We start from the raw sequence: 20149 nt of genomic DNA, 5'->3' as shown, positions 1-20149 counted from the left end.
CTAAGGGCGGCGCGCGCCCCTGAGGGTGGTCCGCCCCAAGGGGCCCGCGCCCCTGAAGGTGGCCGCCTCTCGGGGTCGCCCGCGGCCGAGGGGTGGCGCGTGCCTGAGGGTGTGCGCCCCGAGGGTGGCGCGCTCGCGGGGCTGGCGCGCGGGGTGTGGCGCTTTGGGATGTGGCGCCTTGGGGGCGCGGTACCCGCTGGGGCCGCAAAACCGGCACACCGCGCCCCTCACCGCGCGTCCCACCCGAGCGCCGGGTCGGCGAGGGGGTGTACGGCGGAGCTCGGCGCAATGTGTGCGGACCCCAACAGCGCACCCCCCGGGGATGGGTCACGCAGGAACGGGCGTTATCGTCATAGTGACGAAATCGCCTCAGTGAGGAGACCCCCATGAGTGCACCGGCGATTCCCCTACGCCTGACCGCCCCCGACCCCGGCTGGACGGTCACCGCCGACGTGATCGTCGTGGGTTCCGGCGTAGCGGGCCTCACCATCGCCCTGCGCTACGCCGACCTGCACCCCGAAGAAAAGGTCCTCGTCGTCACCAAGGACGTGCTCTCCTCCGGCTCCACCAGATGGGCCCAAGGCGGCATCGCAGCAGTCCTCGACCCCCACGACACCCCGGAAGAACACCTCAGCGACACCCTGATCGCCGGCGTGGGCCTGTGCGACGCGAAAGCCGTACGCGCCCTCGTCACAGAAGGCCCCAAAGCCCTGAGAAACCTGATCGCCCGCGGCGCCGAGTTCGACAGAACCCCAGACGGCGCCCTGCAACTCGGCAGGGAAGGCGGCCACCGCCGCGACCGCATCGTCCACGCGGGCGGCGACGCGACGGGCGCCGAGGTCCAGCGCGCCCTCATCGAGGCCGTCCAGAAGGCCGAGACCATCGAGGTCATCGAGCACGCCCTGGTCCTCGACCTCATCAAGGACGCCAAGGGCCGCGCGGCCGGCGTCACCCTGCACGTCATGGGCGAGGGCACCCCGCACGGCGTGGGCGCGGCGCACGCGGGCGCCGTGGTGCTGGCCACCGGCGGCATGGGCCAGGTCTACGCCTCCACCACCAACCCGACCGTCTCCACCGGCGACGGCGTCGCGCTGGCGCTCAGGGCGGGCGCGGTCGTCAGGGACCTGGAGTTCGTCCAGTTCCACCCCACGGTGATGTGGCTCGGCGAGGACTCGACCGGCCAGCAGCCGCTGATCTCCGAAGCCGTCAGAGGCGAGGGCGCGGTCCTCATCGACGAGGACGGCACCCGGTTCATGCAGCACCAGCACGAGCTGGCCGACCTGGCCCCCAGGGACGTGGTCGCGAAGGCGATCATGCGCCAGAAGGGCCAGGTGTATCTCGACGGCCGCCACTTCGGCGAGGCCAAGTGGCGCAGCCGCTTCCCCACGATCTACGCCATCTGCCTGGAGCACGGCATCGACCCGGCAAAGGACCCGATCCCGGTCATGCCCGCCGCCCACTACGCGAGCGGCGGCGTGCGGACCGACCTGCGCGGCCGTACCTCCATCGAAGGCCTGTACGCCGGCGGCGAGGTGGCCTGCACCGGCGTGCACGGCGCCAACCGGCTGGCCTCCAACTCGCTCCTGGAGGGTCTGGTGTTCGCCGAGCGCATCGCGGCCGACATCCAGGCGGTACGGTCGCCCGGCGTGCGCAACACCGCCCAGGACGGCCTGGTCGACCCGCGGGCGCGCACCAGGATCCAGGGCCACATGAGCAGGGGCGCCAGCGTCCTGCGCAGCGGCGAGTCGCTGAAGGCCACCGCCAGGGCGCTCATGGACGCCAGGTGGACCCCGGTCAAGGTGGAGCCGTGCACCGAGTCCTGGGAGGCGACGAACCTGCTGACCGTCGCCGAGGCCCTGGTGCGCGCCGCCCTGGCCCGCGAGGAAACCAGGGGCTCGCACTGGCGCGAGGACTTCCCCGGACGTGACGACGACGAGTGGCTCGGCCACCTGGACATGCAGCTGACGGAGAAGGGGCTGGAGATGACCTACACACCGCACGCCGACACGCTCCCGCCGCGCCTTGTCGGCGAGTTGCAAGCGGCCGGACTCGACCCGGCCGACGTCGCCGCGGTCATCGACCGGGCGATCGCGGAGGACCTGCAGGAGGCGGGTGACGTGACGAGCCTGGCCACGATCCCGGCCACGCACGTCTCCACGGGCGACGTCGTGGCGCGCAAGGACGGCATCGTCGCCGGGCTGGCCGTCGCGGAGGCGGTGTTCCTGCGGTTCGGCGCCAGCCGTACCGACAGGAGGGCCAAGGACGGGGAGCGCGTCAAGGAAGGCGACGTGCTGATGACCGTGGAGGGCAACACGCGGGGCCTGTTGACGGCCGAGCGCACGGCGCTGAACGTGCTGACGCACCTGTCGGGGATCGCCACGCTGACCGGGCGCTGGGTCGAGGCGGTCGCGGGGACGAAGGCCCGCATCAGGGACAGTCGCAAGACGCTTCCCGGGCTGCGCGGGCTGGAGAAGTACGCCGTGCGCGCGGGCGGCGGGGTCAATCACCGCATGTCGCTCTCGGACGCCGCGCTGATCAAGGACAATCACGTGGTGGCGGCCGGCGGGGTCGCCGAGGCGTTCAGGGCGGTGCGCGAGCGCTATCCGGACCTGGGCATCGAGGTGGAGGTGGACCGGATCGACCAGCTCGAACCGGTGCTCGCCGAGGGGGCCCAGGAGGTCCTGCTGGACAACTTCTCGGTGGAGGACCTCCGCGTAGCCGTAGAAATCACGAAAAGTCGTGCCAGGTTGGAGTCCAGCGGCGGATTGACCTTGGAAACAGCCCGTGATGTAGCGGAAACTGGCGTGGACTACCTTGCTGTGGGAGCGCTCACGCATTCCGCGCCGGCGCTCGACATCGCATTGGACCTGCGGGGGGATTGATGCTGCTCACGATCGACGTCGGCAACACGCACACCGTGCTCGGCCTGTTCGAGGGTGAAGAGGTGATCGAGCACTGGCGGCTGGCAACGGATCCCCGCCGCACCGCCGACGAGATCGCTGTCGTCCTCCAGGGGCTGCTCGGCCAGTCGCCACTGCTCAAGGGGGCCGACGTCAGTGGCATCGCCATCTGCTCGACCGTGCCGTCCGTCCTGAACGAGATGCGTGAGATGTGCCGCCGCTACTACGGCGACGTGACGGCGGTGATCGTCGAGCCGGGCATCCGCACCGGGGTGCCCGTCCGCATGGACAACCCCAAGGAGGTCGGCAGCGACCGCATCGTCAACGCCCTGGCGGCCATCGACCAGTACGGCGGGCCGTGCATCATCGTCGACTTCGGCACCGCGACCTCGTTCGACGCCGTGTCCGCCAAGGGCGAGTACATCGGCGCGGTGACCGCGCCCGGTATCGAGATCTCCGTCGACGCCCTGGCGGCAGCGGGCGCTCAGCTGCACAAGGTGGAGCTGGTCAGGCCGCGCTCGGTGATCGCCAAGAACACCGTCGAGGCGCTCCAGGCCGGGATCATCTACGGCTTCGCCGGCCAGGTGGACGGCATCGTCGAGCGGATGGCCGCCGAGCTCGCCGACGACCCGGACGACGTGACGGTGGTCGCGACCGGCGGGCACGCGAGCCTGGTGGTGAGCGAGTCGCGCTCGATCGACCTGCACGAGCCGTGGCTGACGCTGATCGGGCTGCGGCTGATCTACAACCGCAACACGGCATGAAAGAAGGCCCCCTGGGGGAGCAGGGGGCCTCCGGTTCGTGGTGACTACTCGTCGCCCTCGGCGGTGTAGAGGTACTTCCACTTGCCGCAGTTCTCGGCGTAGTAGCTGTCGGGCTCGACCTGGCAGACCTTGACGCGCAGGCTGTAGACGTCGTCCTCGTGGAAGGAGAACTTCTTGTAGCTGGGGTAGCCGCAGTAGCGCTTGGTGTAGACCGTGCTCCAGTGGTAGTCCTCGTCGGCCGACTGGAACTTCACGTACGCGCACAGACCGCCCTCGTCGTAGTCACGGTCGTCCAGGTCCCACAGCTTGCCGGTGACGTGGACGGAGTTCGACTCCTCGTCGTCGTCCCACTCGACGCCGACCCAGCCGCTGGCCTTGGCGGCGTGGTACTTGGCGTACGCGGGGCCCCAGTAGCCGTCGTAGTCGTCGGACGTGGTCGTCGCGCTGGCGGCGCCTGCGGTCATCGACATGGCGATGGCGGTGGTGGCGGCCACGGCGAACATCCCGGTCGCGATCTTCCTGATCATGATCTCTCCTCGAGCTCTCCCTGGACCGGCTCCCTGCCGGATCCCCCCCGAGCTCTGTGGCTCATTGGTAACCGGGAGCTCTTGCAAGTCCCCGTCACGGCCTTGATGACGGCTTGCGGGCGGCCATATGGCCTAGCGTTGCCCATGTGGAACTTCCCGAGCAGATGCGCATCCGAAGGGACAAGCTCGACCGCCTTCGCAACGAGGGCATCGACCCCTATCCGGTGACTTTTCCGCGTACGGTGACCAACGCCGAGCTCAGGGAGAAATACCAGGACCTGGCGGCGGACACCGCCACCGGCGACCGGGTCGGCGTCGCGGGACGCGTCATGCTCAACCGCATCGGCGGCAAGCTCTGCTTCGCCACCCTCCGCGACGGCTCGGGCGACCTGCAAGTCATGATCTCCCTCGACCGGGTGGGGGAGGAGTCGCTCGCCGCCTGGAAGCGCGACGTCGACCTGGGCGACCACGTCGGTGTCGAGGGCGAGGTGATCACCTCGCGCCGGGGCGAGCTGTCGATCCTGGCCGACCGGTGGGCGATCACCTCCAAGTGCCTGCGCCCGCTGCCGGAGAAGCACGTGGGCCTGACCGACCCCGAGGCCCGGGTACGGCAGCGCTACGTCGACCTGATCGTCAACGACGAGGGGCGCAGGATGGCCCACGTCAGGAGCGCGACCGTCCGTGCCGTACGGGACTTCTGGCACGAGGAGGGCTACCTGGAGGTCGAGACGCCGATGTTGCAGCCCGTGCACGGCGGCGCGTCGGCCAGGCCGTTCAAGACGCACATCAACGCCTACGACATGGACCTCTACCTGAGGATCGCGATCGAGCTCTACCTCAAGCGGCTCGTCGTGGGCGGCATCGAGAAGGTCTTCGAGATCAACCGCAACTTCCGCAACGAGGGCGCGGACTCCACCCACAACCCCGAGTTCACGATGCTCGAGGCGTACGGGACCTACCTCGACTACCACGACATGGCCGACCTGACCCAGCGGATGTACCAGAAGGCCGTCGTCGCCGCGCTGGGCACCACGGAGGTGAACGGCGTCGACCTGGGCATCGCCGAGTGGCCCAGGATCACCCTCTACGGCGCTGTCTCCGACGCCCTGGGGGAGGCGGTCACCACGGAGACCTCGCTGGATCAGGTGCGGAAACATGCCGACCGGCGGGGCGTGCACTGGGATGCGAAGTGGGGCCAGGGCAAGGTCGTCCAGGAGATCTTCGAGGCGCTGGTCGAGCACACGATCGTGCAGCCCACGTTCGTCATGGACTACCCGCTGGAGACCTCGCCGCTGACCCGCCGGCACCGCGACGACCCGCTGCTGACCGAGAAGTGGGACCTCATCGGGTTCGGCACCGAGCTCGGCACCGCCTACTCCGAGCTCGTCGACCCCGTCGAGCAGCGCCGCCGCCTGGTGGAGCAGTCACTGCTGGCCGCCGGTGGCGACCCTGAGGCGATGCAGCTCGACGAGGACTTCCTGACGGCCCTGGAGTACGCGATGCCGCCCACCGGCGGGGTGGGTGTCGGCATCGACCGGATGATCATGGCGTTCACCGGCAGGAACATCCGGGACACCATCCTGTTCCCGCTGGTGAAGCCGGTCTAGGGGACCAGGACCAGGCGGCCGCGCAGGCCACCCTCGGCGAGGCGGGCCTGCGCCTCCGCCGCCTGGTCCAGCGGGTAGGTGCCGGCCACCCGAGCGGTCAGCCTGCCCTGCTCGGCCAGCCTGGCGACCTCGGCGAGCCGCTCGCCGTCCGCCTTGATGAGGACGGTCTCCACCCGGATGCCGCGCAGGTGCGGGAGGGCCACCCCGGCGAGCACGTGCACGATGACGCCCGAGCTGCGCACCGCGTCGAACGCCGCGTGCCCCAGGACCGCCGCGTCCACGGCCCCGTCCACACCGCCCGGTACGAGGGCGCGGACGACCGCCGCGAGGTCGGCGTCGCGCGGGCTCTCACTCAGGCGCTCCCTCGGTACGAACCACTCGGCGCCGAACCCGCGCACCAGCTCCTCGTCCGCCTCCCCTGCGAGGGCGACGACCCGCAGCCCGCGCAGCGCCGCCAGCTCCACCAGGTGGCCGCCAAGCCCGCCCGCCGCGCCGGTCACCAGCAGCGTCTGCCCGGGGGCGAGCCCGGCCAGGTCGAGCGCCTGGCCGGCGGTCAGCGCGGTGAGCGGCAGCGTCGTCGCCTGCGCCGGGCTGAGCCCGCGCGGCGCCCGCGCCACCTCGTTGGCGTCCAGCACCACGTAGTCCGCCTGCGTCTTCAGCGGGGCCTCCAGCCGGTCCGACAGGCCGAAGACCTCGTCGCCGACGCTCAGCGCGACTCCCTGGCCCACCTGGTCGACGGTGCCCGCCACCTCCCAGCCGAGCGCGAAGACGTCGAGCTTCCTGGTCAGCCCGTAGTCGGCCAGCGCGCCGGCCGTCGTCGCCAGGTCCACCGGCTGCACGGCGGCAGCGGCGACCTTGACTCTGACCTGGCCAGGACCGGCCTCGGGCAGCGGGACTTCGGTGATCTCCACGATTCCTGAACGTGCGAAGAGTGCTCTCATGGGCACGACCATAAGGAGAGCTACTCTCTTCTGGTAAGAAGGCACCTAAGAGTGCGTAGCCCACCCGGAGGAGTGTCATGGCGACCATGTCGGCAGCCGACCGGCGCGCCCAGGCCAAGCTGGTCTACGACGCCTACATCGACGAGTGCCCCTCCAGGAAGCTGCTCGACACGCTCTCCGACAAGTGGGTCACGCTCATACTCAACGCGCTGTCCGGCGGGCAGCGCCGCTACAGCGACCTGGCCAGGGCGATCGCCGGGGTCAGCCAGAAGATGCTCACCCAGACCCTGCGCCGTCTGGAGCGCGACGGCCTCGTCACGCGCGCGGTCACCCCGTCGGTGCCCGTGCGGGTCGACTACGAGCTGACCGCGCTCGGCGTGAGCCTGCTGCCCGTCGTGGCGGCCATCAAGGGCTGGGCCGAGGCGCACATCGAGGACGTGGAGGACGCCAGGGGCCGCTACGACGCGGCCAGCCGTACCTGAAGGCTCGCGAGCCCCCGCAGGACCAGATTCTCCTTGTACGGCGGAGCCGGGCCGGCCAGCGTGAGGCCCGGCGCGGCCCGCGCGAGGGCGCGCAGCGCGACCTCGCCCTCCAGCCTGGCCAGCGTCGCCCCCAGGCAGAAGTGGATGCCCAGGCCGAACGCCAGATGCCGGCCGGGCTTCCGGTCCAGGTCGAAGCGGTCGGGTTCGGCGAAGGCCGCCGGATCCCTGTTGGCCGCGCCGACCAGCGCGAGCACGGCGGTGCCCTGCGGGGTCGGCACGCCGCCGAGCTCGGCGTCCTCCAGGGCGTACCTGAGGGTGAGCTGGACCGGCGGGTCGTAGCGCAGGACCTCCTCGACCACCGCAGCCCCTCGATCCGGATATTTCACGAGATAGTCGGTGGCGTTATGCCGCGCCAGCGCCAGCACGCCGTTAGCGATCAGGTTGACCGTCGTCTCGTGTCCTGCGACGAGAAGTAACACGCACGTGGCGACCAACTCGGCCTCGGAGAGTTCCTTGACGAGTGTCAGGGCGCTCAACAGGTCTTCTCCTGGCGCTTTCCGCCGAAGGGCAATGAGTTCGCGGAAATAGTCGCCGAACTCGGCGCGCGCCCGTTCTGTCTCTTGAACAAGTTCACTTGACAGCATCGGGTCAAGACTTCTGGCCAGAGTTTCGCTCCAGCCACTGAACCGTTCGTGATCCTCCGGCGGCACTCCGAGCATCTCGGTGATCACCATCACGGGCAACGGATAGGCGAAACCGGACACCAGATCCGCATCGTCGGGCAGCTCCTCGATCAGCCGCTCGGCGATCGCCTCGACCCTCGGGCGGAGCCGTTCGACCATCCTCGGAGTGAAGGCCCGGCTCACCAGCGCGCGCAGCCGGGTGTGATCCGGAGGGTCCATGAGCAGGAAGGATTCAATCGGTTTGGTGGGATCTCCCTTGCCCAGGGGATCAGAACCATGGCCGAACCGGGGATCGCGCAACACGGTTGAGCAGTGCTCATGTGTGGTGGCCACGAGAAGACCGCCGACGGTACGAACTAATGATCCGCGTTCGCGTAACTTTCTGTATACAACGTATGGCTCGCGAAGAAAGTCGGGATCGAACGGGTCGAAGCCCAGGAGGTCGGCAGCCGTCATCGCCTGGGGCGGCGGGGCACTGTAAGGATCGATGTGGAGATCACTCATTGGTCCCCGAAGTGTGCCGACATAAGGTGAGTACTTCACATAGATTCGATCAAGTCAATAGAGGCCGTCAAGTGCGGAGACAATGCGGCTTGACGACCTTTCCTGAATGCGTTTACCTTCTGCGAGACGAGCAGCATTGCTCGGGCCGAGACGTCACCGGGTTCTGCTGGGGGGAGGGCTCCCGATGGATGCGCTCACCGAGACCGTTGAGCTGAGTCACAACGACCTGGCGTTGCTAGCCGAGTTGGCCAAGGGTGTCACGGTCGACCGCGTCGGGCGCCGCCTGGACATCAGCGGTCGCACGGTGCGCCGCCGCCTGCGCGGCATCTGCGACAGGATCGGCGTGGCCACCGCGATCGAGGCGGTGGCCTGGGCGGCACGAAAACAGCTGATCTGACTCAGTCGGCTATGCGGACGGCTCCGGCCCACGGGCGCCGGTCGATCGGCGCGATGCGCACGACGTCGCCGGTCTGCGGCGCGTGGACCATCATGCCGCCGCCGACGTATATGCCCACGTGGTGCAGGTCGCCGTAGAAGAAGACCAGGTCGCCGGGGCGCAGCTCCTCGCGCGAGACGCGGGTGCCCGCCGTCCACTGGTCGCCCGTGTAGTGCGGCAGGCTGATGCCGACCCGCTGGTAGGCGGCCATGACCAGGCCGGAGCAGTCGTAGGAGCCCGGACCTTCCGCGCCCCAGACGTACGGCTTGAGCTGCTGCGTGAGCGCCCAACGGGCGGCCTCGGCGGCCTTGCCCGAGCCGATGATCGGCAGGTTCACCCGCATGGCCCTGGTGCCAGGGCGGCCCGCCTCGCCGACGGCGCGCTTGAACAGGTTGCTCTCCACCTTGGTGACGAGCTTGCTGATCTTGTCGCGCTTGGTGTCGAGGTCGGCGACGAGCTTGCCGACCTCCTCGATGCGCTGGGCGGCGCTGGCCTTGGCCCGCTCGGCCGCGTCGATCATCTTGACGACCTGGCTGACCTGCTGGCCCTGCTGCTCGACGAGCGCGAAGTTGGTGGCCGCCCGGTCGAGGAAGTGGGCGGGGTCGCCGCTGTTGCTGAACGCCATGGCGCCGCCGAGGCCGCCGGAGATGTACTCGTCCTGGGCGAGCGCGATGGCCTTGCCGCGCTTGGCCTCCAGCTCCGCCTGGCTCCTGGCGAGGGTCGCCTTGGCCGCCTTGGCGGTCTTCTCGGCCGTCTTCAGCTTCTCGCGCTGGCCGTTGTACTCCTCGGTCAGCGTCTCGATCTGCGTGTGGAGCTCCTCGACCTGCTGGGAGAGCTCCTTGAGCGAAGGCTTGGGGTCGGCGACGGCCGATCCTGCGGGGAAGGCGATGGCGAGGGCCGCGAAGGCGGCTCCCACGACGGCGAGCCTGCGGGGGAAGGTCCGTTCCGGAGGGCGGGCGTGCTTGCCCGCCGGCTTCCCCCCACGGTCACGCGTGCGCTTCACCAACCAGCTCCTCTCGAGACCGCCTACCGGGTTAGCTGACGGGTTCGGGCCGGAGCAGCCCTACCGAGCCGCGTGGCTCGGATTCACCCCGAAGGGACCTGGGTCCCCGGCTCCCCGCGAGCGAGGATTAGGCGCGGTCGCCACGCGGGATCGCGTGGTGGACATCGACGCTGGACACTAGTGCACCGTCAGGTTCGTGCTCAACCAGAACTGCTAATTCTGTTGAGGTTTCACAACCGATGGATCACAGCCTGATCACGTGCTACGCCGTCCTGGCCTGATGCTACTGGGGTTTTAGGGTGATTTGAGGCTTTTGTGGTGTGTGGGAATAGGGCAATCCGCTCCGTGTCTATACGACTACACAAAGTCACTCCGATTGATTTAGGGGCTGGCCGTAATCGCATCGGTACGCTGAACTGCCATGGAGCAGGTCGCCGAGCGGGCAGTGCGTGAGACAGACGTGATCGTGCGGCGCGCCCGCACGCCCGATGTGCGCACTATCAGGCGCCTGGTCGACACCTATGCGGGCGCGGGGCCGCGGCTGCTGGAAAAGGCCACGGTCACGTTGTACGAGGACGTGCAGGAGTTCTGGGTGGCCGAGCGGGACGGGCGCGTCGTCGGCTGCGGGGCGCTGCACGTGCTGTGGGAGGACCTCGCGGAGATTCGCACCGTGGCGGTGGATCCGGAATGCCGGGGCCTGGGAATTGGTCACGAAATTGTCTCGGCTCTGGTGCGTACGGCCAGAGATCTGGGTCTTCGGCGCGTGTTCTGTCTCACCTTCGAGGTGGATTTCTTCGCCAGGCACGGCTTCGTCCAGATCAAGGGCACACCGGTGTCTCCCGAGGTCTACGCGGAACTCCTGGCCTCCTACGACGAGGGTGTGGCCGAGTTTCTCGACCTTGAGCACGTCAAGCCCAACACTCTGGGTAACACCAGGATGTTGTTGCATCTCAACCCTGGTGTTGACTAAGGGGAAAGGTGATTGTTGATACCTATGCCGATACGTTGGGCAGCAGCAAGCATGTGTCCTGACATGTGCCACATGCGCACTCGAAGCGAGGTGACACGGTGAGCACCGGACAGCCGCCGTATCCACAGGACGATTCCGGCGACAATTCCACGCCTGCCGGGACTCCTGAATACGGACAGCAGAACGCGGGCCGCCCAGCGGGTGAGCCCGATCCAGATGTGACGATCGTGGGTTACCGTACGGACGCCGAGAACTACGGCCAGCCGGCCTACGGGCAGCAGCCCGCGTCCGGCCAGCCCGGCTACGGCCAGCAGCCCGCGTACGGGCAGCCGGGGTACGGGCAGCAGCCCGGCTACGGCCAGCCCGCGTACGGGCAGCAGCCGCAGTCTGGGCAGCCTGGCTACGGTCAGCAGCCCGGATATGGCCAGCAGGCCGCGTCCCAGCCCGACTACGGCCAGCAGCAGGGGTACGGCCAGCAGGCCGCACAGCCCGGCTACGGCCAGCCTGGTTATGGTCAGCCTGGTTATGGTCAGGCCGCCCAGCCCGACTACGGTCAGGCCCAGCCGGGGTACGGCCAGCAGGCCAACTCGCAGGGCGGTTACGGCGCTGCGCAGCCTGACTACGGCCAGGCCGCACAGCCCGGCTACGGCCAGCAGCCGACTTCTGGCCAGCCCGAGTATGGCCAGCAGCCCGGTTACGGCCAGCCCGCTGCGGCGCAGCAGCCCGACTACGGCCAGGCCCAGCCTGGCTATGGTCAGCAGCCCGCGTCGGGCCAGCAGTACAACCAGCCCGGCTACGGCCAGCCTGAAGCACAGCCGGGCTACGGCCAGGCGTCGGGCGCCCAGCCCGACTACGGGCAGGCTCAGCCTGGATATGGGCAGCAGCAGCCGGGATACGGGCAGCAGTCGGCCGGCCAGTCCGGTGGATACGGCCAGCAGCCCGGGTACGGCCAGCAGCAGCCCGGTTACGGACAGCAGCAGCCCGGTTACGGACAGCAGCCTGGCTACGGGCAGCCGTCGGGCGCCCAGCCCGGCTACGGCCAGCAGCAGCCCGGCTATGGGCAGGAGCAGCAGTACGGCGCGGCCTACAACCAGCCGCAGCAGCCCGCGTACGGGCAGCCGTTCGGCCAGCCGGTGGGCGTCCAGCCTCCCGGAGCGCCTGCGCCGCTCGCCGAGTGGTGGCAGCGCCTGGTGGCCAGGCTCATCGACGGCGTGATCGTGGGCATCGTCGGTGCCATCATCGGCGCGATCCTCGGTCTGATCTTCGGGTTCATGTTGGTGGGCGGTTACAACTCGGCCACCGGCGAGTACTCGACGCCGATCGGTTTCTACATCCTGCCGGTCATCATCGGCGTCATCGTGACGGCCATCTACATCGGCTACGAATTCTTCCTGACGAAGATGAAGGGCCAGACGGTCGGCAAGATGGTGATGGGCATCGCGATCGTCCCGATGGGGCAGACGATGTCGTTCACGGGACTACCGAGTGACATCGCGCTCAAGCGCGCGGGCGTCACGTGGGGTGGCGCGATCCTGGGCCCCATCCTCGCGCTTATCCCCTTCATCGGCTGGCTGCCGTGGGGTTGGGCGGTCATCGCGCTGAACGGTGCTTCGCAGCTGTGGGACAAGCCCTTGCAGCAGACGTTCGCCGACAAGTTCGTGCACACCGTGGTGGTGAAGGTCAAGTAGCTCTACGCGCGAAAAAACAGGGGCCGGCTTCCCGCCGGCCCCTGTTTCGTATGCGGGAGCCGTACCAAAATATGAGATAACGTCGCGCCAGGCGCCGGGAGGTGGGTTATGACCGTGCCACCGCAGGAGCAGCTGCCCGCTGAATGGTGGGAGCGGCTGGTCGCCCGCCTGATTGAGTCCCTCGTCTTCGGCGTCTTCTATTACATTCTGTTCATCGCCCTGTGGGCGGTCTTCCGGACTGTCGGGATGGACGACGTGTTGGGCGCGCGACTGTCCGGGTTGCTGGGTTGGCTGGTCGCCGGGTTCGGATATACGGTCTATGACTGTGTCGCGATTTCGCGACACGGCCGCACGTTCGGCAAAGCGATCATGAAGATTCGGGTCGTTGGTGAGCCTGGATCAGGTGTGGCGCTGAAACGCTCGCTCGTCTATCCGGCCCCGACGATGCTGATGGGGATTCCGGTGGTCAATCTCCTCGGCGGTATCTTCGTGTTCGCCGTGGGGCTGTTCATCTTGATCGACAGGCCGATGCTGCGCGGGCCACACGACAGGTTCGCTGGAACGCGTGTGGTCAAAGACGCACGCTGAGGTGGCCCTTCGTGGTGAGATGTACGCGATGGTGGCTTTTTCCGGTTTTCCTGCCGATCCGGTAAGGGATCTGGAGAGACTGGCATTAGCATGTGTGTCGCCGGGTTGTCAGTGACGACGACCCCTGGCAGGTCGACGGGATCCGGGTGCCGCTAGGGTCGGTATCGGTCCACCTGGCGAAACCCCGTTTCATGGGAGTCGAGGACGAATGCAAGAGCTAACAGACGCATTGGCGGCGCTCATCCCTCCCGCTGTCGTCGCAGCCGCCTTCATCTATGGCGTCGTGAAGTTGGTCAGATCCGAGGGCGCGGCGCGCCGCGCAAACCGTCAGGATCAGCCGCAGAACCACAACTGATCCGTCGTCCAGCGGAATCCACGTAGCGCCGAATTGTCTCAGCGCCTTTCCGGGTATATGTTTGGGCAGGCGAATGAAACAATGCTCCGGGAAAGGATTGCGTAGATGGCCAAGCAGATCCAGGAGATTCTCATCGATGACCTCGATGGGGGCGAGGCCAATGAGACGGTTAGCTTCGCCATTGACGGCACCACCTATGAGATTGACCTCAGCGACGTTAACGCCAAGAAGCTGAGGGACGCGCTGTCGCCTTTCACTCAGCATGCCCGCAGGGCAGGCGCTGTGTCGGCTCGTCGTCGTACCCGTGGTGGTCAGCGCTCGATGAGCCGCGAGAAGAGCTCCGAGATCCGTCAGTGGGCCAAGGCTCACGGCCTGCCCGTCAGTGAGCGCGGTCGCATCGCCTCCACCGTGGTGGAGAAGTACGAGGCGGCTCACTAACAGCTTCTCTCTCGATCCATGCGCTTATGACGATCACCTAGAACCCCGGTGACTGCCATAAGCGCATGATCGTTTCTGGGCATGCCCGGAAATGTACGGCTTCGCGGTGTGAGCTGCCTCACTCGCTTATTGCGGCTTTTAATCCTGGGGTCCCTGGCGCGCCCCGGCTTCCCTGGGGCTGGGGTTGCGCTATGTGCGAACGCCATCGCCCCCGCTTGCCATGGGGCCATAGGATGTTTGTAGGGCCTCGGCCCCGGTGTCGATCTGTGCGGCAATTCGCTGGGCCCCTGAGGGCGGCCTAAACCTCGTTCGCTTGCGGCGTATCGGGAACACACCACCCCCAGACAGTAGTTGGATGGAGGGTGAACGCCCTGCTCTCGGGGAACGTCTCTGCTATAGAGCGTGTCAGCAGCAGAAGGCACGGTTCACCGAGCCAGGGCTAGCATGCGGGATGACGGGACCGGATTTACCGGCCTGACTGACCGCTCTGTGAGGAGCGACGAGATGTTCGAGAGGTTCACCGACCGAGCGAGGCGGGTTGTCGTCCTGGCGCAAGAAGAAGCCAGGATGCTCAACCACAACTACATCGGCACTGAGCACATTCTTCTTGGTTTGATCCACGAAGGTGAGGGCGTTGCCGCCAAGGCTCTGGAGAGCCTGGGCATCAGCCTTGAGGGTGTGCGTCAGCAGGTCGAGGAGATCATCGGCCAGGGCCAGTCGGCTCCGTCGGGGCACATTCCGTTCACCCCGCGGGCCAAGAAGGTTCTTGAGCTGTCGCTCCGTGAGGCTTTGCAGCTGGGTCACAACTACATCGGCACCGAGCACATCCTGCTCGGGCTCATCCGCGAGGGTGAAGGTGTGGCCGCCCAGGTGCTGGTCAAGCTTGGGGCTGATCTCAACCGTGTCAGGCAGCAGGTCATCCAGTTGCTCCACGGCTACCAGGGCAAGGAGCCGGCGGCTGCGGGTGGACCGCAGGAGGCCGCTCCGTCGACGTCCCTGGTGCTCGACCAGTTTGGCCGCAACCTGACCCAGGCAGCCCGCGAGGGCAAGCTGGATCCGGTGATCGGCCGTGACAAGGAGATCGAGCGGGTCATGCAGGTCCTGTCGCGCAGGACCAAGAACAACCCGGTTCTGGTGGGCGAGCCCGGCGTCGGCAAGACCGCCGTCGTGGAAGGCCTGTCCCAGAAGATCGTCAAGGGTGAGGTGCCGGAAACCCTAAAGGACAAGCAGCTCTACACGCTTGACCTGGGTGCCCTGGTGGCCGGTTCCCGCTACCGCGGTGACTTCGAGGAGCGCCTCAAGAAGGTGCTCAAGGAGATCCGCACGCGCGGCGACATCATCCTGTTCATCGACGAGCTGCACACCCTCGTGGGTGCGGGCGCGGCCGAGGGCGCGATCGACGCCGCCAGCATCCTCAAGCCGATGCTGGCCCGCGGCGAGCTGCAGACCATCGGCGCCACCACGCTCGACGAGTACCGCAAGCACCTGGAGAAGGACGCCGCTCTCGAGCGCCGCTTCCAGCCGATCCAGGTGGCCGAGCCGTCGCTCAGCCACACGATCGAGATCCTCAAGGGGCTGCGCGACCGTTACGAGGCGCACCACCGCGTCTCGATCACCGACGGCGCGCTCGTCGCCGCCGCCCAGCTGGCCGACCGCTACATCAGCGACCGGTTCCTGCCGGACAAGGCGATCGACCTCATCGACGAGGCCGGTTCCCGGATGCGCATCCGCCGGATGACCGCTCCGCCGGACCTGCGGGAGTACGACGAGAAGATCGCCAACGTCCGCAGGGACAAGGAGTCGGCGATCGACGCTCAGGACTTCGAGAAGGCGGCTGCCCTCCGCGACCAGGAGAAGCAGCTCCAGCTCAAGCGCGAGCGCCGGGAGAAGGAGTGGAAGGCCGGCGACATGGACGTCGTGGCCGAGGTGACCGAGGAGCTCATCGCCGAGGTCCTGGCCACCGCCACCGGCATCCCGGTCTTCAAGCTGACCGAGGAGGAGTCGCAGCGACTGCTCCGCATGGAGGATGAGCTGCACAAGCGGATCATCGGTCAGGACGACGCCATCAAGGGTCTGTCCCGCTCGATCCGCAGGACGCGCGCCGGTCTGAAGGACCCGCGCCGCCCGGGTGGCTCGTTCATCTTCGCCGGTCCGTCCGGTGTCGGTAAGACGGAGCTGTCCAAGGCGCTGGCCGAGTTCCTGTTCGGCGACGAGGACGCTCTGATCATGCTCGACATGTCGGAGTTCATGGAGAAGCACACGGTCTCCAGACTGTTCGGCTCGCCTCCCGGTTACGTCGGGTATGAGGAGGGCGGTCAGCTGACCGAGAAGGTCCGCCGCAAGCCGTTCTCCGTCGTGCTGTTCGATGAGATCGAGAAGGCGCACCCGGACATCTTCAACTCGTTGTTGCAGATCCTGGAGGACGGTCGCCTGACCGACGCCCAGGGTCGCGTCGTGGACTTCAAGAACACGGTCATCATCATGACCACGAACCTCGGTACCCGGGATATTTCCAAGGGGCAGGGGATCGGGTTCTCCAAGGCGCATGACACCGAGTCGAACTACGACCGGATGAAGTCGAAGGTGCAGGAGGAGCTCAAGCAGCACTTCCGGCCGGAGTTCCTCAACCGGGTCGATGACATCGTGGTCTTCCACCAGCTGACGCCGAACGAGATCATCAAGATCGTGGATCTGATGCTCGCTCAGGTCGGGGAGCGGTTGAAGGACCGCGACATGGGCCTGGAGGTCTCTCCGGAGGCCAAGCAGTTGCTGGCCGATCGGGGTTATGACCCGGTGATGGGTGCTCGTCCGTTGCGGCGGACGATCCAGCGGGAGCTGGAGGACTCGTTGTCGGAGAAGATCCTGTACGGCGAGCTGCGTCCTGGACAGGTCGTCAAGATCACCATCGAGGGCGAAGGCGACAACGCCAAGTTCCTCTTCGCTGGTGAGACGGCGCCTGCCACGGTTCCCGACTCGGCGGCCGCTATTGCGGAGCCGATCCAGAACTGATCCATCGAGGATGCCCCGCACGATATTTCGTGCGGGGCATTTTCGCGTTCTTGGGGCTTTGTGAAATGGCCCATCTCCCCGTAAACGGCCGGGCCCCGCACGGCCCCCAAGGTCGGTGCGTGGCTGAGGTCCTTTTACAGACGGGGCCATTCGGAGGGTGAGGGCCCTTCGCGAGGCGGGGCGCTTCGCCAGGTGGGCGCTTCGCGAGGCGGGTGCTCCGTGACGGGCTCCTTCCCCGCGATGCCCGCAACTCTCCACAAGGCCGCACCTCTAAAGGGCCCCGCGCCTCTATGGGGGGCCCGCGCCTCCACAGAGCCCCGAACCCCCAGGAGGGGCCGCACCCCCAGGAGGGGCCGCACCCCCACGGGGCCCCGCACTCCCACAGCCCCGCACTCCCACGGGGGGCTGCCCTCGGGATGGCCTGTCTGAAAGGCGGTGACCGAGGAGGGCCTTGTGGAGGACCCCTGTGGGGGGCTGAGGGCGTTTCAGGGGGGCTGGCGTTGGGGGTGCGGGGTCTTGGGGGGTTATGGGGGGTTGGTTAGGTGACCTTGGACTTCGGGGCCTTCCAGGTGTTGCAGGAGGCGGAGTTCGCAGTGGCGAAACCCGCGTTCAGCCAGTAAGCACGCGAGGCGGGCTTGCCGTACCAGCCCAACTTGCTCATCTCCGACTTCTTCACCCCGTTCACCAACGCCTTCCACTCCGACGCCGGGCGCTTCTGGGTGGTCCACACGACCTTCATGAAGACCCCGCCGAAGCAGTCCCACTGCAGGAATCGGCGGTGGTTCTGCTCGTTGTCCTCCATCACGTCGTTGGGCAGCGCGAAGGCGGCCTCCTCGATGCCCGCCATCCCGCCCAGGTGCTTGGAGTACGCATACGTCACGGCAGGCAGGATCGCCCGGTCGTCGGCCGCCTTGATCCAGTCGGACTTCAGGAGGATCTGGACGCTGTCGCCACAGGCCATGGCGCTCGACTCGGTGGACTTGACCTCGCGGGACTCGCCGCAGGAGTTGCGGTCGCCGAGGTCGGCGTTCACCTCGCGGAACGGCAGGCCGGCCGCCTTGAACCGGGGCGCCCACGCGGTGTTCATACAGCCGACGAGCCCCTTCAGGTACTTCGTCGTGCTTGCCCTGGTGGTGCCCTTGGTCAGGCCCTTGGCGCACGACGCGGTCACCTTCCCCGCCTTGTACAGCGGGTTGTGGGTGAGCTCGGACAGCGGTTCGGCGGTCGCGCCGGCCGCGGTGGGGGTGAACAGCGCGCAGGCACCCAAGGCGGCTACGGCTAGGCGAATCTTCATAAAGGGGGACATTAGGGGTCATAGGTTGAACGATCAACCGTGTTACCAGACGTCGCCTTCGCGCCAGTCGCAGACGAGGGTGCCGGTCAGGTCCAGCGGGGTCGTGACGGGCAGGACGAAGATGGCGTCGTCCTCCTCCTCGGTCCTGACGATGCCCGCCGGGGTGAACGCCGACGACGCGCCCTGCCACCGCTGCCACCCACGGGTCGCGTAGAAGGTGAGGGCCTCCTCTGAAGAGCTGAGGGCGCCCAGGTCGTACGCGGCCCTGATGACGCGCTCCAGGGCGGTCATGATCGTGGCGCCGTGGCCCTCGCCCTGGCGGTCGGCGCGGACGCCCACGCCCTCGACGTAACCGGCGCGCAGGGCGCGGCCGCCGTGGAGGAGGCTGCGCTGCACCACCGAGCCGTGGCCGATCAGCTCGGCGCCGTCCCAGGCGAGGGCGTGGATGCCGCCGAGGGAGTGGTCCCAGTCGTGGTCGGACAGGTCGCCGTCGAAGACGTCGTCCAGGAGGGCGCGCGCCGCCTTGAGCGTCCGGGCGTCCAGGTCTGCCGTGTGGCAGGTGCGCACTGCAGTCACCCTGCCATCCTGCCTCGCCGTACAGGTAAGTAGTTCCGCGTATGGCTCCTGTGGAGCCGTTGCGGAATTGTTGGCTGATCGGCTATACCGCCACCGCCAGTAGTACTACACTGCGTAGAGCTTGATATCGCCAAGTCTCGTCCAAGTGACACACAAGCGCAGACGCCTACGGTGAGGCTGCTCCCTGGGGAGTAGTCAGGAATCAACTCAGGGCGGACGCGTGCGCCGACCATGAGCCGCCATGCTGGCGGGCGATGGGACTCAAATCCGTGGAGGAAACCGATGCGCCTGCGTCACGCTGACGGAACGCTCGTTCACCTCGCCTACAACGCAGGCGTCCACCCCGCGGAAGACCTGGAGAACCTGATCGCGCACCTGACCCGTTACGCCGTCCCGGTGCGCAAGCGGCTGGGCGTCGAGCGGATGGGCATCGGGCTGTGGCTGGCTCCCAGCGTCGCCGACCACCTCACGGCGGACCGCATCGAGCTCGTACGGCTGCGCCGTTCGCTGGAGGAGCGCGGGCTGGAGGTCGTCAGCCTCAACGGCACCGGCGGGCGCAACGCCGAGGTCCCCGGGCCTGACTGGGCCAAGCCGGAGCGGTATCGGTACACGATGGCGCTGGCGAAGATCCTGGCGTTCCTGCTGCCGGAGGATGTGCGGTTCGGCAGCATTTCCACCATTCCGATCGGATGGCGCCGGGACTGGCCCGCCGACCTGCACTCGATCGCCACGCGGCGGCTGGAACGGCTGGCGCGGGAGTTGCGCGGCATCTACAGCGTGACCGGGAAGACGATCAGGGTCGGGTTCGAGCCTTGGCCGGGGTGCGTGCTGGAGACCACCGAGCAGGCGTTGCAGCAGGTGGCGGGGATCGACTCCGAGCACCTGGGGGTTTGCCTGGACGCCTGCCATCTGGCCTGTGGTGGGGGCGAGGAGTCCGGGGACGCGCTGCGCGGGCTGGCGGCTGCTGGGGCGCCGGTGGTGAAGCTCGGTCATGTGCACAACCACACGGACACGGGTGCGGTGCTGCATGACACGCTGACGGCGATGCTGTCGGGGGCTGTCAACGGGACTGCGCACATCGAGGTGGAGACGCACAACCTGGCGGTGCCTGGGCGGGCGAAGGGCCCGGGGGCGCTGGTGTCGCTGCTGGCCGAGGAGCTCGACTGGGCCCGCACCAACCTCACGAGCCTGGGCCTCCAACTCGCCGCCTGACCCGACTCCGCAAGGTCCTCATCTGCGATGGGCCTCCGAGTCTCGGAGGCCCAAGCCCAAGAGAGACCTCACCTAAGGGCGCCCCACTTCTGGGTGCCTTCTGGGGTCTCACCCCAAGGTCCTTAACCTCAGGGCTTCCTTGCCTCTGGCGATTCCAAGAGTGACGGATCAT

17 protein-coding genes and 1 riboswitch are annotated in these 20149 nt (G+C 67.6%); of the genes, 11 read left to right on the top strand and 6 right to left on the bottom strand.

What is annotated here, in order from left to right:
* Nucleotides 1–386 precede the first annotated feature (386 nt).
* On the top strand, nucleotides 387–2882 hold the full coding sequence (locus tag ACIBG8_RS43815; RefSeq protein ID WP_397349186.1) for an L-aspartate oxidase: 2496 nt from the start codon (nucleotides 387–389) through the stop codon (nucleotides 2880–2882).
* Nucleotides 2882–3664: a type III pantothenate kinase gene (locus ACIBG8_RS43810; RefSeq protein ID WP_397349185.1), complete on the top strand. Its 783-nt coding sequence runs from the start codon at nucleotides 2882–2884 to the stop codon at nucleotides 3662–3664. Before ACIBG8_RS43815 ends, ACIBG8_RS43810 begins: the two co-directional genes overlap by 1 nt.
* A gap of 44 nt (nucleotides 3665–3708) precedes the next feature.
* Here ACIBG8_RS43810 and ACIBG8_RS43805 read toward each other — a convergent pair whose 3' ends face one another.
* Nucleotides 3709–4191: a hypothetical protein gene (locus ACIBG8_RS43805; protein WP_397349184.1), complete on the bottom strand. Its 483-nt coding sequence runs from the start codon at nucleotides 4189–4191 to the stop codon at nucleotides 3709–3711.
* Nucleotides 4192–4355: 164 nt separating this feature from the next.
* Here ACIBG8_RS43805 and lysX point away from each other — a divergent pair, with 164 nt between their 5' ends.
* Entirely contained in the window at nucleotides 4356–5798 is a 1443-nt protein-coding gene (gene lysX / locus ACIBG8_RS43800; protein ID WP_397349737.1) for a bifunctional lysylphosphatidylglycerol synthetase/lysine--tRNA ligase LysX, read from the top strand.
* Here lysX and ACIBG8_RS43795 read toward each other — a convergent pair.
* Nucleotides 5795–6739 carry an NADP-dependent oxidoreductase gene (locus tag ACIBG8_RS43795; RefSeq protein WP_397349183.1) on the bottom strand — a complete coding sequence of 315 codons (945 nt, stop codon included), beginning with the start codon at nucleotides 6737–6739 and terminating at the stop codon, nucleotides 5795–5797. The genes lysX and ACIBG8_RS43795 overlap by 4 nt on opposite strands.
* Nucleotides 6740–6816: 77 nt before the next feature.
* Between ACIBG8_RS43795 and ACIBG8_RS43790 the strand changes: the two genes are divergently transcribed.
* Nucleotides 6817–7221 (top strand): winged helix-turn-helix transcriptional regulator, encoded by a 405-nt coding sequence (locus ACIBG8_RS43790; protein ID WP_397349182.1) that lies wholly within the window; start codon nucleotides 6817–6819, stop codon nucleotides 7219–7221.
* Here ACIBG8_RS43790 and ACIBG8_RS43785 read toward each other — a convergent pair.
* Complete coding sequence (locus ACIBG8_RS43785; RefSeq protein ID WP_397349181.1) at nucleotides 7197–8408, bottom strand: cytochrome P450; 1212 nt, start codon at nucleotides 8406–8408, stop codon at nucleotides 7197–7199. The two genes, ACIBG8_RS43790 and ACIBG8_RS43785, sit on opposite strands and share 25 nt — an antisense overlap.
* Before the next feature lie 184 nt (nucleotides 8409–8592).
* On the opposite strand from ACIBG8_RS43785, the gene ACIBG8_RS43780 reads away from it, so the two are divergent.
* Entirely contained in the window at nucleotides 8593–8805 is a 213-nt protein-coding gene (locus ACIBG8_RS43780; protein WP_397349180.1) for a LuxR C-terminal-related transcriptional regulator, read from the top strand.
* A 1-nt stretch (nucleotide 8806) separates the two neighbouring features.
* Here ACIBG8_RS43780 and ACIBG8_RS43775 read toward each other — a convergent pair whose 3' ends face one another.
* Entirely contained in the window at nucleotides 8807–9847 is a 1041-nt protein-coding gene (locus tag ACIBG8_RS43775) for a C40 family peptidase (protein WP_397349179.1), read from the bottom strand.
* Nucleotides 9848–9852: 5 nt separating this feature from the next.
* A riboswitch (cyclic di-AMP (ydaO/yuaA leader) is annotated at nucleotides 9853–9991 on the bottom strand.
* Between the two features lie 277 nt (nucleotides 9992–10268).
* Here ACIBG8_RS43775 and ACIBG8_RS43770 point away from each other — a divergent pair.
* The 5 genes from ACIBG8_RS43770 (at nucleotide 10269) to ACIBG8_RS43750 (ending at nucleotide 16895) form a co-directional block, all read left to right on the top strand.
* Nucleotides 10269–10817 carry an amino-acid N-acetyltransferase gene (locus tag ACIBG8_RS43770; RefSeq protein WP_397349178.1) on the top strand — a complete coding sequence of 183 codons (549 nt, stop codon included), beginning with the start codon at nucleotides 10269–10271 and terminating at the stop codon, nucleotides 10815–10817.
* A gap of 98 nt (nucleotides 10818–10915) precedes the next feature.
* Nucleotides 10916–12505 carry an RDD family protein gene (locus tag ACIBG8_RS43765; RefSeq protein WP_397349177.1) on the top strand — a complete coding sequence of 530 codons (1590 nt, stop codon included), beginning with the start codon at nucleotides 10916–10918 and terminating at the stop codon, nucleotides 12503–12505.
* Nucleotides 12506–12613: 108 nt separating this feature from the next.
* Nucleotides 12614–13093 carry an RDD family protein gene (locus ACIBG8_RS43760; protein WP_397349176.1) on the top strand — a complete coding sequence of 160 codons (480 nt, stop codon included), beginning with the start codon at nucleotides 12614–12616 and terminating at the stop codon, nucleotides 13091–13093.
* A 460-nt stretch (nucleotides 13094–13553) separates the two neighbouring features.
* Nucleotides 13554–13886, top strand: coding sequence for an Lsr2 family protein (locus ACIBG8_RS43755; RefSeq protein WP_397349175.1), 333 nt, complete (start codon nucleotides 13554–13556; stop codon nucleotides 13884–13886).
* Between the two features lie 504 nt (nucleotides 13887–14390).
* The gene (locus ACIBG8_RS43750; RefSeq protein ID WP_397349174.1) at nucleotides 14391–16895 is read left to right on the top strand and encodes an ATP-dependent Clp protease ATP-binding subunit; all 2505 of its coding nucleotides are present in this window, start codon (nucleotides 14391–14393) and stop codon (nucleotides 16893–16895) included.
* A 538-nt stretch (nucleotides 16896–17433) separates the two neighbouring features.
* Here the strand turns inward: ACIBG8_RS43750 and ACIBG8_RS43745 are convergent.
* Nucleotides 17434–18189: a hypothetical protein gene (locus tag ACIBG8_RS43745; RefSeq protein WP_397349173.1), complete on the bottom strand. Its 756-nt coding sequence runs from the start codon at nucleotides 18187–18189 to the stop codon at nucleotides 17434–17436.
* A 42-nt stretch (nucleotides 18190–18231) separates the two neighbouring features.
* On the bottom strand, nucleotides 18232–18765 hold the full coding sequence (locus tag ACIBG8_RS43740; protein WP_397349172.1) for a GNAT family N-acetyltransferase: 534 nt from the start codon (nucleotides 18763–18765) through the stop codon (nucleotides 18232–18234).
* A 282-nt stretch (nucleotides 18766–19047) separates the two neighbouring features.
* On the opposite strand from ACIBG8_RS43740, the gene ACIBG8_RS43735 reads away from it, so the two are divergent.
* Nucleotides 19048–19977: a sugar phosphate isomerase/epimerase family protein gene (locus ACIBG8_RS43735; RefSeq protein WP_397349171.1), complete on the top strand. Its 930-nt coding sequence runs from the start codon at nucleotides 19048–19050 to the stop codon at nucleotides 19975–19977.
* Nucleotides 19978–20149 lie beyond the last annotated feature (172 nt).

Source organism: Nonomuraea sp. NPDC050556, assembly GCF_044457355.1.
Lineage (GTDB): Bacteria > Actinomycetota > Actinomycetes > Streptosporangiales > Streptosporangiaceae > Nonomuraea.
This window is presented reverse-complemented; position numbering and strand designations above follow the sequence as displayed.

Coding starts and splice junctions, on each gene's coding strand:
- ACIBG8_RS43795 (WP_397349183.1), bottom strand. CDS start 6,739: ATGAGAGCACTCTTCGCACGTTCAGGAATCGTGGAGATCACCGAAGTC.
- ACIBG8_RS43735 (WP_397349171.1), top strand. CDS start 19,048: ATGCGCCTGCGTCACGCTGACGGAACGCTCGTTCACCTCGCCTACAAC.
- ACIBG8_RS43810 (WP_397349185.1), top strand. CDS start 2,882: ATGCTGCTCACGATCGACGTCGGCAACACGCACACCGTGCTCGGCCTG.
- ACIBG8_RS43745 (WP_397349173.1), bottom strand. CDS start 18,189: ATGAAGATTCGCCTAGCCGTAGCCGCCTTGGGTGCCTGCGCGCTGTTC.
- ACIBG8_RS43805 (WP_397349184.1), bottom strand. CDS start 4,191: ATGATCAGGAAGATCGCGACCGGGATGTTCGCCGTGGCCGCCACCACC.
- ACIBG8_RS43785 (WP_397349181.1), bottom strand. CDS start 8,408: ATGAGTGATCTCCACATCGATCCTTACAGTGCCCCGCCGCCCCAGGCG.
- ACIBG8_RS43790 (WP_397349182.1), top strand. CDS start 6,817: ATGGCGACCATGTCGGCAGCCGACCGGCGCGCCCAGGCCAAGCTGGTC.
- ACIBG8_RS43780 (WP_397349180.1), top strand. CDS start 8,593: ATGGATGCGCTCACCGAGACCGTTGAGCTGAGTCACAACGACCTGGCG.
- ACIBG8_RS43755 (WP_397349175.1), top strand. CDS start 13,554: ATGGCCAAGCAGATCCAGGAGATTCTCATCGATGACCTCGATGGGGGC.
- ACIBG8_RS43760 (WP_397349176.1), top strand. CDS start 12,614: ATGACCGTGCCACCGCAGGAGCAGCTGCCCGCTGAATGGTGGGAGCGG.
- ACIBG8_RS43815 (WP_397349186.1), top strand. CDS start 387: ATGAGTGCACCGGCGATTCCCCTACGCCTGACCGCCCCCGACCCCGGC.
- lysX (WP_397349737.1), top strand. CDS start 4,356: ATGCGCATCCGAAGGGACAAGCTCGACCGCCTTCGCAACGAGGGCATC.
- ACIBG8_RS43770 (WP_397349178.1), top strand. CDS start 10,269: ATGGAGCAGGTCGCCGAGCGGGCAGTGCGTGAGACAGACGTGATCGTG.
- ACIBG8_RS43750 (WP_397349174.1), top strand. CDS start 14,391: ATGTTCGAGAGGTTCACCGACCGAGCGAGGCGGGTTGTCGTCCTGGCG.